We start from the raw sequence: 13,751 nt of genomic DNA, 5'->3' as shown, positions 1-13,751 counted from the left end.
AGCGGGGGAGACCGAGGAGCGCCCGTAGCACCCCCGCCTCCGGCCGTACCTCCGAAAGAGGTCCCCCATGCGACCGTTACCGCATGTCCCGCGTACCGCGCGCACCGTGTGGGGCGCGTTCGTCACCACGCTCGCGACCCTCGCGGCGCTCTTCGCCGCCACACCGTCGGCCCAGGCCGACACGACCGTCTGCGAACAGTACGGATCGAGCGTCATCCAGGGGCGCTACGTCGTCCAGAACAACCGCTGGGGCACGAGCCAGCCCCAGTGCGTCACCACCACCGACAACGGCTTCCGGGTCACCCGGGCCGACGGTTCCGTCCCCACCAACGGCGCGCCGAAGTCGTACCCGTCCGTCTTCAACGGCTGCCACTACACCAACTGCTCGCCGGGAACCAGCCTCCCGGCCCAGCTCTCGGCCATCTCCAGCGCGCCGAGCAGCATCTCGTACGGTTACGTCGGCGACGCCGTGTACAACGCCTCGTACGACATCTGGCTGGACCCGACGCCCCGCACCGACGGGGTGAACCGGACCGAGATCATGATCTGGTTCAACAAGGTGGGCCCGATCCAGCCCATCGGCTCCCAGGTCGGCACGGCCACGGTGGGCGGACGCTCATGGCAGGTGTGGTCGGGCGGCAACGGCACCAATGACGTGCTGTCCTTCGTCGCCCCGTCGGCGATCGGCGGTTGGAGCTTCGACGTGATGGACTTCGTCCGCCAGGCCGTGTCCCGGGGACTGGCCCAGAACAACTGGTACCTGACCAGCGTCCAGGCCGGCTTCGAGCCCTGGCAGAACGGCACCGGGCTGACCGTGAACTCGTTCTCGTCGGCCGTCAACACCGGTGGTGGCGGCCCCGGTGGCCCGGGCGGCACCACGGCCTGCGCGGTGTCGTACACCACCAACGTGTGGCAGGGCGGCTTCACCGCGAACGTCAGCGTCGCCAACACCGGTTCGGCGCCCGTCGACGGGTGGCGGCTGGCCTTCACCCTGCCGTCCGGCCAGAGCGTCACCAGTTCCTGGAACGCCTCCGTCTCCCCGTCCTCGGGACCGGTCACGGCGAGCGGTCTGACGCACAACGCGAGCATCTCCCCCGGCGGCAGCCAGACGTTCGGGTTCCAGGGCACCTACAGCGGCACCTTCGCCGCACCGGGCGGCTTCAGCCTGAACGGGACCGCCTGCACCCGGACATGACGTGACCGGCGCCGGACGCTCGCGCGGCGTCCGGCGCCGGCCTGTGGCCGCGAGGCACCCGGCCGGAATGCGGCCCGGCGGAACGGGCGCTCACCAACCCCACGGGCGAATCACGCGTGACCGCCTCCCGCGCTCACCTCGTCGAGCTCTCCGCCATCGCACAGGCGGTGCGGCCGGACTCGGTCGAGTAGTCGGCGTTCCAGCCGGACGTGATGGTCTGGCCGCCGGGCAGCGTGAAGGCCAGGGACCAGCCGTCGATCGGGGTGGTCCCGGTGAGGGTGATGTTCGAGGTGAGCCCGGTCGCCCATCCGGTGACGGTGTGAGTGACCCGGCAGGACGAAGTCCCGGACGACGGGGTGGAGTTCTGGAACTGTGTGAAGAACGTCCACACCTCGGCGGGCAGCCAGGTCCTGGAGCCGCTGCAACCGGGGGCTCCGTCCTGCGGAGCGGCGATGTGCCCCTCGTCGAACGCGCCCAGGCGACCGGACGTCCGGCCGAGCACCCCGAGTAGGTGGTGAGGACACTGTCCCTGATGCCGTGCACCCCGAGGTAGGCGATCGGCTGGGTGCCGTCGGCGCATCCGCTGAGCTGCCCGCCGGCCAGGACCGCCACCGCGCGGAAGACGGTCGCCCGGGAACACGCGAGCGCGCAGGACATGGCGCCGCCGTAGCTGAAGCCAGAGCGAAGCGCTGCGCCGTGTCGACGCACAGGTCCGCCTCGATCCGCCTGATCATGTCGTCGACGAAGGTGACATCTTCCCCGTCGGCGTTGGCCCAGCCGTTGTTGAGGCCCTGGGGCGCGACGAGGACGGCGCTGTTGTTCGCCAGCGGCTGCAGCCCGTAGTGGGCCCACGTGCCCGTCTCCACGGTGCGGCCCGTGGAGACGTCCGTGGAAGTGCCGCCCAGCCCGTGGAAGCCGAAGACAGGGTGGGCGCTGTAACTCCCCTTTCCGGGAAGGGATCTCATGTCGCGCACCTGACAGGTCGGTCGCATCAAGGGCGCAAGATTCGGTCACGTTCGCGATCGAACGTGTGCGGGCGCCAGGTGGTCGGGGACCATAGAGAGGCGGGAGGACATGTCAACACCCGAGGACTCCCCCACCGCACGATCGCGACACCGGCACTCGAACGCACACGGACCAGGGAACACCTGCACCGGAGGCCTGATCGACGAGGGCCTTTTCCGCTCCGTCCAGGGTGACGAAAAATTTCGACGGCTCGAGCGAATTTTGCGAGAGGTATTGACGGGGTTCACCGGCCTCCTATCATCCGAAGTGCTCGATGAGTCGATCGGTGTCCGACATCACGAACCGGGTGGAGTGCAGAGACATCCGGTGCCACGCACCGCGGGACGTGGGGACGTGGGAACGCGAGAAGCAGCAGGGCACCGCCGCGCACCGCACGTCGGCACAGCACGCACCCCTCAGCCGTGAGGCTCACGGCGGCCGTACGTGCCCACCACAACAGCCCGGCCGCGCAAGGAGAAGACATGGATATGTCATGCCCTCGTCAGCATCTGGATCGCCGTCAAGCGCTGGCCGCGGCCACCGGTCTGATGACGGGCACCCTCCTCCCCCTGGCCGGAGCATCGCGCGGCGACGCGGCCTCCGGCTCCACCCGAGGGCCGACGGCCACGGAGTACACGAACCCGGTCGTCTGGCAGGACTTCGCGGACATCGACGTCATCCGCGTCGGCGCCACCTACTACGCCTCCGCCTCCACGATGCACTACTCGCCGGGCGCACCCGTCCTGCGCTCGTACGACCTGGTGAACTGGGAGATCGCCGGTCACTCGGTGCCGACTCTCGACTTCGGCGCCAAGTACGACCTGAACGGCGCCCGTGGCTATGTGCGGGGCATCTGGGCGTCGTCGCTGGCCCACCGCCCGAGCAACGGGACCTTCTACTGGCTCGGCCAGATCGACTTCGCCAGGACGTACATCTACACCGCCACCGCCGTCGAGGGTCCGTGGAGCAGACTGACCACGATCAACACGCCGTACTACGACGCCGGACTGCTCGTGGACAGCGACGACACCCTGTACGTGGCGTACGGCAACACCACCATCAGCGTGGCCCAGCTCTCGCCCGACGGCCGCACCCAGGTCCGCGCACAGCAGGTGTTCACCACTCCGCCGAGTGTCGGCACCCTGGAGGGGGCCCGCTTCTACAAGATCAACGGGCAGTACTACATCTTCCTGACCCGGCCGGCCAACGGCCAGTACATCCTGAAGTCGTCCACCGGCCCCTTCGGTCCGTACACGATGCGTCAGGTCCTCCTCGACCTGCGCGGGCCGATCCCCGGCGGTGGTGTCCCGCACCAGGGCGGGCTCGTGCGGACGCAGGGCGGCGCCTGGTACTACCTGGCCTTCGTGGACGCCTACCCGGGCGGCCGGGTGCCCGCTCTGGCGCCGATCACCTGGACCTCCGACGGCTGGCCGGTGGTGCAGCTGGTGAACGGCGCGTGGGGCACGTCGTACCCCAGCCCGGCCGTGCCCCCTCCACCCCGCCCGGTCACCCCCATGGTGGGCGTCGACACCTTCGACGGCACGATCCTCAAGCCGAAGTGGGAGTGGAACCACAACCCGGACAACACCAAGTGGTCGGTGAACAACGGCCTGACCCTGCGGACCGCGACCGTCACCGGCGACCTCTACTGGGCCCGCAACACGCTCACGCACCGCATCCAGGGCCCCACCTCCACCGCCACGGTCCAGCTCGACCACTCGGCGATGCGGGACGGCGACCGTGCCGGGCTGGCCCTGCTGCGGGACTCCTCCGCGTGGATCGGACTCAAGCGCGACGCCGGCGTGACACGGGTGGTCATGGTCGACGGGCTGACCATGGACGGCAGTTGGAACACCACCGGCACCGGGGTCGAGCGGGCGAGCGCGAGCGCGTCGCCGAGCGGTCGCCTGTGGCTGCGGGCGAACGCAGACATCCGGCCCGGAGCGCCCCGGCCCGGCACCTTCTCCTACAGCACCGACGGCGTCAACTTCACCCGTCTCGGCCCCGCCTTCGCCATGGGCAACGACTGGCGGTTCTTCATGGGCTACCGGTTCGCCCTCTTCAACCACGCCACACAGGCACTCGGCGGCGCGGTCCGCGTCACGCGGTTCGAGCTGTCCACACCCTGAAGCTCCGCACCCGCACCACCAGCACCACCCGCACCACAGCACCATCAGCACCAGCACTCGCACTCGCACTCGCACCCGCACCCGCACCCGCACCCGCACCCGCACCCGCACCCGACCGTACGAGGAGAGCGATGGACCCGTTGAAACGGCTCGGCCGGCGCCGGGCCTCGGTGTTAGGCCTGGCAGCCCTCATGGCACTGGTGACGCCCGGCGCCGCGTCCGGCGCGCCGGACGCGGTCAAGGCGTCCACCCTGGGCGCCCAAGCCGCCCAGTCCGGGCGGTACTTCGGGACGGCCGTGGCGGCCGGACGGCTCGGTGACGGCACCTACACCGGCATCCTGGACCGCGAGTTCAACTCGGTCACACCCGAGAACGAGATGAAGTGGGACGCGACCGAACGGTCGCGCGGACAGTTCACCTTCGGCGCCGCCGACCAGATCGTGAACCGCGCGGCGGCACGGGGTCAGCGGCTCCGCGGCCACACCCTGGTCTGGCACTCCCAACTCCCCGGCTGGGTCAACGCCATCAGGGACGCCAACACGCTGCGCGGCGTGATGAACAACCACATCACCACCGTGATGAACCGCTACAAAGGCCGCATCCACTCCTGGGACGTGGTCAACGAGGCCTTCGCGGACGGCGGCAGCGGACAGATGCGCAGCTCGGTCTTCCGGGACGTGCTGGGCACCGGCTTCATCGAGCAGGCGTTCCGCACCGCCCGGTCGGCCGACCCGGCGGCCAAGCTCTGCTACAACGACTACAGCATCGAGGACTGGAACGCCGCGAAGACCCAGGGCGTCTACCGCATGGTCCGCGACTTCAAGGCGCGCGGCGTGCCCATCGACTGCGTCGGCCTCCAGGCCCACTTCGGCGCCGGCGGCCCGCCCGCCAGCTTCCAGACGACGCTGTCGAGCTTCGCCGCCCTCGGCGTGGACGTCCAGATCACCGAACTGGACATCGCGCAGGCACCGCCGAACGCGTACGCGAACACGGTCAGGGCCTGTCTGAACGTGGCGCGCTGTACCGGGATCACCGTCTGGGGCATCCGCGACAGCGACTCCTGGCGCGCCGGGGAGAACCCGCTGCTGTTCGACCGCAACGGCAACAAGAAACCGGCCTACCGGTCGACGCTCACCACCATGGGCGTTACGCCCACGACACGACAGGCCGACGCCTCTTCGCCCCCCTCCGCCGCCGCGCTGCCCTCCCGCTTCTCCTGGAGTTCCAGCGGCCAGCTGATCTCCCCCAAGTCGGACGCCACCCACAACATCGCCGGCATCAAGGATCCGACGGTCGTCCGGTACAACGGCAAGTACCACGTGTTCGCCAGCACCGCCAGTTCCTCCGGATACAACCTGGTGTACCTGAACTTCAGCGACTGGTCGCAGGCCGGCTCGGCCACGCACCACTACCTGGACCGCAGCGCCATCGGACGCGGGTACCGGGCCGCCCCGCAGGTCTTCTACTACGCGCCGCAACGCCTGTGGTACCTCGTGTACCAGACCGGCAACGCGTCGTACTCCACCAACCCCGACATCAGCAATCCGAACGGGTGGAGCGCACCGCGCCACTTCTACTCCTCCATGCCGGACATCATCAAGCAGAACATCGGCAACGGCCACTGGGTCGACATGTGGGTGATCTGCGACAGCGCCAACTGCTACCTGTTCTCGTCCGACGACAACGGGCACCTCTACCGGTCCCAGACGACCGTCGGCCAGTTCCCCAACGGCTTCACCAACACCGTCATCGCCGCCCGGGACTCCAAGTACGCGCTCTTCGAAGCGAGCAACGTGTACAAGGTGCAGGGCTCCCATCAGTACCTGCTCCTCGTCGAGGCCATCGGATCGGACGGCCGACGCTACTTCCGCTCCTGGACCTCGAACAGCCTGGCCGGTTCCTGGACACAACTGGCCGCGTCCGAGAGCAACCCGTTCGCCAGGGCCAACAACGTCACGTTCCCGTCAGGGGCCTGGACCAGGGACGTCAGCCACGGTGAGATGATCCGCGCCGGCTACGACCAGACACTGACCATCCCCTCCTGCCGACTCCAGTACCTCTATCAGGGCATGAACCCCAACGCGGGCGGCGACTACAACCTGCTCCCATGGCGGCTCGGCCTCCTCACCCAGACCAACTCGACCTGCTGAGCGACTCGCCCCCGGTCAGCCGGGACTCCTCCCGGCTGACACCACCGCAGCCGGGGCCTCCCCTCAGGCCCCGGCCGCGGTACAGGCACAAAGCCCACAATGTCACCAATCTGTTCGAAGACGGTTCCCTCTCGATGTGAGCGGGTCGAAGTACCGCTCACATGCGGCACGATCACCGCACGTTTCTGATTCCCGGGGGGACTTCTCATGGCTTACACAGCTCGTTCACGCCGTACCGCCGCCGTACTCGCCGTTCTCTCGCTCAGCCTCATGGCACTGACCGCTTGCGACGGCATCGGCAAGGGCGAGGACGGCAAGAACACGGCCGCACCAAGCGCGGCCGCGAGCTCGTCCGCAGCTACGGGCACCGAGTCGGACCAGGACGCCGGCACGGCCTCGACGGCCGAGCCGGGTGACGGTGGAAACGACAGCGGTGGTTCGTCCGACGCCTCCGACAGCGCCCCACCCGCTACGGAGGCCGGAGTGGACGACGGCCAGGACGGAGGCGTGGGCATGTGCGAGACCACCGACATGAGCTACAAGGTCACCGTCGCGTCCAAGCCCGTCAACCACGCCCTGCTGACCGCGACCAACAAGAGCGGTGACCCTTGTCTGCTGCCGGCGAACGAGCTGGTAATCACGATTCCGGGGCTCGACGGCGCGGCCGAACACATGGGACCGGAGAACACGGACTGGATCTTGGAGACCGGAGAGAGCGCCTACGCCGGAATCATGTTCTCCCGCACCGACACGGCGGGCGGCAAGAGCGCCGACAAGGTGGAAGTCGCGCTCACCGCGTCCGAGAGTCCGGCGACCGTGTCGATCGACGGTGGCCCCGTCACAGTCAACGACGGCCAGGTCACCGGCTTCTTCGCCACCGCCGAGGACGCACTCACCTACTGACCACTCCCTCATGGACCACCGCACATCCAGGCTTCCCGCCATGGCCGCTCGCCACCCCACGCGCGCTGCGTCCCGATCGGCGACAGCCTCACGAAGGGCCTCGGTGAGGCCGACCGTCCGCGCGGCATAAGAGCGCGCCGTGTCCCATTGGCTCCCCCCGTAAAGTCGGCGGCCGTCGGCGCCGCACGGACCCGTCGGCTGAGATACCCCTTCGGCACTCCGGCCATGCAGCGGCGTCCACGGCCTCGCGCACCGCACCCGGTTCGCATCGGCGGGACCCAGCACGGCGTAACCGGTGCGGAAGACCGCTCCGTCGCGTTCGACATGCACTGTGGACCGCGGCTGATGATGCCGACGACCAGGACCGACCACTTGCCGCCGATCCGGTCGAGACTCTCCCTCACGCCACGGCCGTTGTCGGGCCACGTCTCACACGGGTTCAGTCGATGGACGATGTCGCTGGTGTCATCGGTGTGCTCTGCGAACACCCATGCCGCCAGGCCCTCGATGGCGCCCTGCTGTTCACCACCGGCCCACCGACCTCACCCCGCTTCCGGGCATGAGCAACTCCGGCATCGCCCTGGCCGGCCTCCGCTCGTGGGCCCAGCGTCTGCACAACTGCCCCGCCGACGAAGGCGTCTATGTCGGCCTCCTGTGCATCGGCGTACCGATCACCCCCGGGGCCGGCGAAGGTGATCCCCACGTCCTCGCCGACCGCTGGTACCAGCTCGCCCAGGATCGCCACACCTTTGGGGCCACCATCGGCATCTGGACCCCCTCCCCCAGAGCGCAGCCCGATCCCGCTGCGTGCGGATGCCGCTGTGCTGGCTTGACCGCGGCCGCGCCGGTTGGCGCGCATCACATGCTGCCGAGCTCTATCCGGAGCGGTTCACGGACGCGGCCCGCCATCTGAGCCGGGGGCTGGCAGCGGACCACGCGGGTCCCCAGCGGCCCATCCTGCTCCACCGGCTCCTGGGGCTCGCCATGGCCGAGCAGTGGACCGGCCGCCTGGACGCCTCCCAGCGGCATGCCCGGGAGGTGGAGAACCTGGCCCGCTCCCTCGGCGCCCAGCCCGCGGTCACGCTGGCGCAGGCGATCCGCGCGACGGCGTTCGTATGGGCCCGTGGCCGGGAGTACGCCGACGAGGGCATCGCGCTCGTCGAGGAGGCGACGAGCGCCGCCCCGTACGGCCACGGCTGGTGGGCCGCCTCGGCGAGGGGGCTGCTGGCCCAGGCCCGGCTGCTCGCCGGTGACGCCGCCGGGTGCCGGCGAACCCTGCTGGAGGGCGGGGGCGGCGAGCGGCTGCCGCGAGTCCGGCCGTTCTCCCGGCCCTTCCTGCTCACCCTGCTGGCCACGGCCACACTGGAGTGCGGGGACCGCGAGGAGGCGCACCGACTGGTGCGGACCGCCGAGGCGGAGGCCGACCGGCTCGGGCTGCCGGTGCAGGAGGCACACGTGCGCGGGGCCCGTGCCCAGCTCCACATGGCCGACGGTGAACACGACGCGGCGGCCAAACTCTTCGAACTCGCCGCCGAGGCCCTCCGGTCAGCCGACATGCCCGTGCAGTACGCCTGGACCCTGGCGACCGGCGCCCGCTCCTTCCAGGAGGCACAGGGCCGGGCCACGGCCCTCGGTCACCTCGACGCGGCCGAGTCGGTCGCCCACGCCTACGGAGTACTGCTCGTCCAGGAGCGGGTGACCGACACGCGTGCCGAGTTGTCGGACGATGAGCACGACGTACACCCCCTCGGCCTGCTCAGCGACCGCGAACGGGAGATCGCCGAACTCGCGGCGACGGGGCTGCGCACCCGGCAGATCGCCGAACGCCTCTTCCTCAGCCCCCGCACCGTGGAGACACACCTGTCCCGCGTCTACCGCAAACTCGAGGTCTCGTCCCGGCTCGCACTTTCCCATCTCCTGCGGCAGAGCGGATAGGGCGGGCCGACGCGCACCGCGGGGCGGTCAGCCGCGGGGCGGTACCAGTCCCTGCCGGACGGCGAAGAGCGCCGCCTGGGTCCGGGACGTGAGACGGAGTTTGCGCAGCACGTTGCTGACGTGCGTACGGGCCGTACGCTCGCTGATCACCAGCTCGTTGGCGATCTGCTGGTTGGACCGTCCCTCGGCGACGAGGACGAGGACGTCTCGCTCCCGGCTGGTGAGCGAGCCGAGCCCGGTCGGCGGCGAGACGATCTCCTGGGTGAGCCCCCGGGCCACCGCGGGGTCGAGGAAGACCTCGCCACGGGCCGCCGCGCGGATCGCGGAGACCACCTCGCCGGCCTCCGCGTCCTTGAGCAGATAACCGGCGGCCCCCTGCGCGAGGGCGGCGTGGACACGCTCCATCTCGCCGAAGCTGGTGAGCACCACGACGCGCACCCCGGGGTGGCGTTCCTTGATGAGACCGATCGCGGTGGACCCGTCCATCCTGGGCATGAGCAGGTCGATCAGTACCACGTCCGGCGCCTCGCCGTGGGCCGCCATCGTGTCCAGCCGGGTGAGCGCCTCCTGTCCGTCGGCCGCTTCCGCGGCGACCTCCATGTCGTCCATGACCTCCAGGTAGGCGCGGATGCCGCGGCGTACGACGGCGTGGTCGTCCACGATCAGCACCCGGGTCGGCCGGGGTTGTCCGCTGCTCAGAGCGACACCGTCAGCGCGGTGTTCGGGGAGCTGTCCGGGTCCCCGGGGGACGGGTCCGGCACCCGCACGGGCAGGGGTATGACCACGCGCACGGTCGTGCCCTTCTCCGCGCGCGACCTGATCCTCATGGTGCCACCCCATCGTTCCGCCCTTTCCCGCATCGTGGTCAGTCCGTAGCCCTCCGTGCCTCCCCCTGGGCCGACGCTCCGGTCGCCCTGCGGGGGAACCGGGTGCCCGCTCGGGTCCCGCAGTCCGCGACCGTTGTCGGAGACGCTCGCGGTCAGTGTGTGGCCGTGGACGCCGAGGCGGACGGTGGCGAAGGTGGCCTCCGCGTGTTTGACCACGTTGTGGATGGCCTCCGCGACGATCCGGTAGGCGTCCTCGGCGAGTTCGGGGTCGAGCGTGTCCAGCCCCTGTCCGAACCGCAGCCGGAAGTACAGACCGGTCCGGTTCTCGGTGCTCTTGACGAGCGTGTTCACCGTCTCCTCCAGCCCGAGGCCGGCGGTGGAGGACGGGCGCAGCTCGTGCACCATCGCCCTCAGGTCGGCGAGGACGGTCCGCGAGAGCGTTCCGATCTCGTCCGCGAAGCGCTGGACGGCCTCGGCGGGCACCGGCACACCACGCGCCCCCAGGACTCCCACCGCGTTGGCCTGCATGCCGATCGAGAACACCTGCTGGACGATCGAGTCGTGCAGATCCCGGGCGAGGCGCTGGCGTTCGTCCTGTCTGGCCCCGTCGCGCTCGCTCTGGAGCAGTGTGGCGTAGTCGACGGCGAGGGCGGCTTGTTCGGCCATGGCGGCGAGGAACTCCAACGTCCGGGTGCCGACTTCCTGTCCCGGTGCGAAGTACGCGTTGAGCACGCCTTCGGCACGACCGCGCACTGTCAGCGGGACGCTGACGAAGGAGTCCCACGTCAGTTCGGCGAGGTAGTCGTGCAGCGGTTCCCAGGCCGGGTCCTCGCGGATCTGGTCCCACCGGTGGGGGACGACGATCGGTTGGCGTTGCCTCAAGGTGTCCAGCATGCACAGCCGGGCGCCTCGGTCGCGGCACTCCAGCAGGCGGTCGAGGAAGGTGTCCGAGCGCCGTAGTCCCGCAGAGCCCATCAGGCGCAGTTCCCGGCCTGTGCTGTCCAGGGTCAGGATCTGCGCTCCGGCCAGTCCGTCGGTCTGGACGATCTGCCGGGCCACGGCGTCCAGGGTGGCACCGAGTGATCCCTCGGAGGCCAGGGCGACGGAGGTCCGTGCGATGGCCGCGACCCTGCGGTGACGGTGTCCCTCGTCGGTCACGTCGCGAAACGAGACGACCTTGAGACTCGGGTCTCCCGGCAGGCCGCGGGCCCGGTAGGCGAACTCGCGCCGTTCCCCGGAGCCGGTCGCCCAGGGGGCCACCTGCTCGTCCGGCTCGTCCTCCAGCAACCCCGGGCAGGCCGTGGGCTTCCTCGTGAGAGCGAACGGGGCGGGGACACCGATCAGGTCGGCCTCCTCGCGTGCGCCGCACAGCGCGACCGCCGCGGGATTCAGCTGGACGAAGCGTCCGGCGCCGTCCACCACGGCGAGGCCGTCCATCGCCGCGGCGGCGACATCTCCCCACCCGACGAGTGGTGAACCGGGCATGGCCTACCTCCTCAGCTGCGCGACGCCCCACGGGATGAGGTGCTCTTGCCTTCGCGGACGGACCTGGTGGCCGGGGGGAGGGGGTCGGGGCACGCCGACGGCAGCATCGTAGCCCGGCGCGCCCAGGGCGGTGCTACGTCATTTGACCTGTTCATCGCCTGCCGAAGCGCCGAACGGGTTCAGTCATTGCTCGCGTTCCCCTGCGGGTCGCACGTGCCTAGCCTGGCTTCCACCTCGCCGTGTCCCGGTGCTCCGGACGGGATGAGCGAGGCAGCCCACGGGGTTGACTCGGCCGCACGGCCGGTCCGAGTCCGCGCCGACCGGGTGCCCGAGCTCACAGGACGAGGAGGTCCGAGCATTGGACGTGTCCATCGGCACCATCTGGGAGGCGGTCTCACGCGCCCTGCCCGATGCCGTCGCCATCGTCGAGCCCGGTCGCGAACTGACCTACCGGGAGTTCGACGATCGCGCGTCACGGCTGGCCGCCGCGCTGGAAGGCGCCGGGGTGCGGGCGGGCGACACGGTGGCCTGCTACCTGTACAACGGCGCCGCCTATCTGGAGACCGTCTACGCCGCGTTCAAGATCGGCGCCGTCCCCGCGAACGCCAACTACCGCTACACGGGCGAGGAGTTGTCGGAGCTGCTCACGGACGCCGACGCGGCGGCACTCGTCTTCAGCGGCGCCCTGGCCGACCGGGTCACGCACGCCGCCCGGCACGTGCGCACCCTGAAGCTGCTCGTGAGGGCGGGGGATCCGCCCGCCGAGGGCCCCGCCGGGCCGGACGTGCCCGAGCTGGAAGAGCTGCTCGCGGCGCACGCCCCCCGCGCGGCCCGGCCCCGGCCCGCATCGGACCGGCTCTTCATGTACACCGGCGGCACCACGGGCAAGCCCAAGGGCGTGATGTGGCAGCTCGGCGACCTGCTCCACTCCATCCCGATCCTCCGGCAGGCCGGCGTCGTCGAACTGCCGAAAACGGTCGACGAAGCCGCGTCGCTCGCGTTCGCCGCCCGCCACGCGGGCAGAGCGCCCACCACGATGCCGGTCGTGCCTCTGATGCACGCCACCGGTCTGTTCAACACCATGGGCACCCTGCTGGTGGGCGGCCGGGCGGTCATGGCACGGCAGGGCGGACTGGATCCGGTCCACGTCTGGAAGACACTCGCCGAACGTGAGGTCGACACACTGCTCGTCGCCGGTAATGCCGTCTGCCGACCGCTTGTCGATGAACTGGTGCGCGCCGAAGGCGCCGGCACTCCGTACGACCTGGGTTCCCTTCGTACGATCCTCAGCTCCGGCACAGCGCTCGACGACCGGCTGAAGGCGGCGCTGCACGAACGCTCCGCCGTCACGGTCGTCGACGCCATCGCCTCCAGCGAGGGTGGTCCCTTCGCCCTGGCGGTCACCTCGTCGGTGCAGGAGCTGCCGGCCCGGTTCTATCCGGTGTCCGCGACCAGGGTGATCGGCGACGGTGACCGTTTCGTCGAGCCCGGCAGCGGTGAGACGGGGATTCTCGCCTACTGCGGGCCGATGCCGCTCGGCTACTACAAGGACACCGGGAAGAGCGCGCAGACGTTCCGCACCATCGACGGGGTCCGGTACTCCCTCCCCGGCGATCTCGCCCGGATCGAGGCCGACGGCGCGATCAGGTTCCTCGGGCGGGGCTCGGGGGTGATCAACACCGGTGGGGAGAAGGTGCACCCGCACGAGGTGGAGAACGTGCTGCTGGCGCACCCCGATGTGACGGACTGCGTGGTCGTGGGTGTACCCGACGAGACATGGGGTGAGCGGGTCGGGGCCGTCGTGGCGGTCGCGCCGGGTGCCGCCACCACCGGTGAGGAACTTTCCGACTGGGTCCGGCGGAGCCTCGCCGGCTACAAGGTCCCGCGGTCCGTCGTGCTGACGGGCGCCCTGCCCCGTACACCGACGGGCAAGCTCGAAGTCGCCTGGGCCAGAAGCACGGTCCAGAAGGCCTCGGCCGGCTTGTCCGGAAGCGGAAGCGCAGGCGGAGGGAGAGGCCCAGGCGGAGGGCAGGGCGCAGACGCACCGAACGCTTGCTGATCGCCGGCCCACCAGCGGCGCCGTCGCCGTAGACCTCGCCTCGGTGGGGACTGACTCGTCGAC

9 protein-coding genes and 1 pseudogene are annotated in these 13,751 nt (G+C 70.2%); 7 read left to right on the top strand and 3 right to left on the bottom strand.

All coding sequences use genetic code 11. The features are described 5' to 3' along the window. The first annotated feature begins 67 nt into the window (after nucleotides 1–67). Entirely contained in the window at nucleotides 68–1,195 is a 1,128-nt protein-coding gene (locus tag ACWD26_RS00720) for a GH12 family glycosyl hydrolase domain-containing protein (RefSeq protein WP_451264731.1), read from the top strand. A gap of 169 nt (nucleotides 1,196–1,364) precedes the next feature. Here ACWD26_RS00720 and ACWD26_RS00715 read toward each other — a convergent pair. Further along, nucleotides 1,365–2,160: pseudogene (locus ACWD26_RS00715) on the bottom strand (cellulose binding domain-containing protein); the annotation flags it as partial. Nucleotides 2,161–2,688: 528 nt separating this feature from the next. On the opposite strand from ACWD26_RS00715, the gene ACWD26_RS00710 reads away from it, so the two are divergent. The 5 genes from ACWD26_RS00710 to ACWD26_RS00690 all read left to right on the top strand — a co-directional run bounded on the left by ACWD26_RS00710 (nucleotide 2,689) and on the right by ACWD26_RS00690 (nucleotide 9,317). Continuing rightward, nucleotides 2,689–4,329 (top strand): glycoside hydrolase family 43 protein, encoded by a 1,641-nt coding sequence (locus tag ACWD26_RS00710; RefSeq protein WP_451265251.1) that lies wholly within the window; start codon nucleotides 2,689–2,691, stop codon nucleotides 4,327–4,329. A 131-nt stretch (nucleotides 4,330–4,460) separates the two neighbouring features. Continuing rightward, complete coding sequence (locus tag ACWD26_RS00705) at nucleotides 4,461–6,479, top strand: non-reducing end alpha-L-arabinofuranosidase family hydrolase (RefSeq protein WP_451264729.1); 2,019 nt, start codon at nucleotides 4,461–4,463, stop codon at nucleotides 6,477–6,479. Nucleotides 6,480–6,686: 207 nt separating this feature from the next. Then, nucleotides 6,687–7,382, top strand: coding sequence for a DUF4232 domain-containing protein (locus ACWD26_RS00700; RefSeq protein WP_451264727.1), 696 nt, complete (start codon nucleotides 6,687–6,689; stop codon nucleotides 7,380–7,382). 559 nt (nucleotides 7,383–7,941) lie between these two features. Next, on the top strand, nucleotides 7,942–8,295 hold the full coding sequence (locus ACWD26_RS00695) for a hypothetical protein (RefSeq protein WP_451264725.1): 354 nt from the start codon (nucleotides 7,942–7,944) through the stop codon (nucleotides 8,293–8,295). Nucleotides 8,296–8,366: 71 nt separating this feature from the next. Next, the gene (locus tag ACWD26_RS00690; RefSeq protein WP_451264724.1) at nucleotides 8,367–9,317 is read left to right on the top strand and encodes a response regulator transcription factor; all 951 of its coding nucleotides are present in this window, start codon (nucleotides 8,367–8,369) and stop codon (nucleotides 9,315–9,317) included. 27 nt (nucleotides 9,318–9,344) lie between these two features. Here ACWD26_RS00690 and ACWD26_RS00685 read toward each other — a convergent pair whose 3' ends face one another. Both ACWD26_RS00685 and ACWD26_RS00680 read right to left on the bottom strand, forming a co-directional pair. Beyond that, entirely contained in the window at nucleotides 9,345–9,986 is a 642-nt protein-coding gene (locus tag ACWD26_RS00685; protein WP_451264722.1) for a response regulator, read from the bottom strand. A 26-nt stretch (nucleotides 9,987–10,012) separates the two neighbouring features. Continuing rightward, nucleotides 10,013–11,629, bottom strand: coding sequence for an ATP-binding protein (locus ACWD26_RS00680; protein ID WP_451264720.1), 1,617 nt, complete (start codon nucleotides 11,627–11,629; stop codon nucleotides 10,013–10,015). Nucleotides 11,630–11,993: 364 nt separating this feature from the next. On the opposite strand from ACWD26_RS00680, the gene ACWD26_RS00675 reads away from it, so the two are divergent. Beyond that, nucleotides 11,994–13,688 (top strand): AMP-binding protein, encoded by a 1,695-nt coding sequence (locus ACWD26_RS00675; protein ID WP_451265249.1) that lies wholly within the window; start codon nucleotides 11,994–11,996, stop codon nucleotides 13,686–13,688. The last annotated feature ends 63 nt before the right edge of the window (nucleotides 13,689–13,751 follow it).

It is taken from the genome of Streptomyces sp. NPDC002787, assembly GCF_053592095.1.
Note: the sequence above shows the minus strand (reverse complement) of the source record. Positions and strands in the feature narration are given on the sequence as shown.

Bases quoted from the DNA above. Each gene is read 5' to 3' on its own strand.
- ACWD26_RS00710 (WP_451265251.1), top strand. From the start codon at position 2,689: ATGTCATGCCCTCGTCAGCATCTGGATCGCCGTCAAGCGCTGGCCGCG.
- ACWD26_RS00690 (WP_451264724.1), top strand. From the start codon at position 8,367: ATGGCCGAGCAGTGGACCGGCCGCCTGGACGCCTCCCAGCGGCATGCC.
- ACWD26_RS00720 (WP_451264731.1), top strand. From the start codon at position 68: ATGCGACCGTTACCGCATGTCCCGCGTACCGCGCGCACCGTGTGGGGC.
- ACWD26_RS00700 (WP_451264727.1), top strand. From the start codon at position 6,687: ATGGCTTACACAGCTCGTTCACGCCGTACCGCCGCCGTACTCGCCGTT.
- ACWD26_RS00680 (WP_451264720.1), bottom strand. From the start codon at position 11,629: ATGCCCGGTTCACCACTCGTCGGGTGGGGAGATGTCGCCGCCGCGGCG.
- ACWD26_RS00695 (WP_451264725.1), top strand. From the start codon at position 7,942: ATGAGCAACTCCGGCATCGCCCTGGCCGGCCTCCGCTCGTGGGCCCAG.
- ACWD26_RS00705 (WP_451264729.1), top strand. From the start codon at position 4,461: ATGGACCCGTTGAAACGGCTCGGCCGGCGCCGGGCCTCGGTGTTAGGC.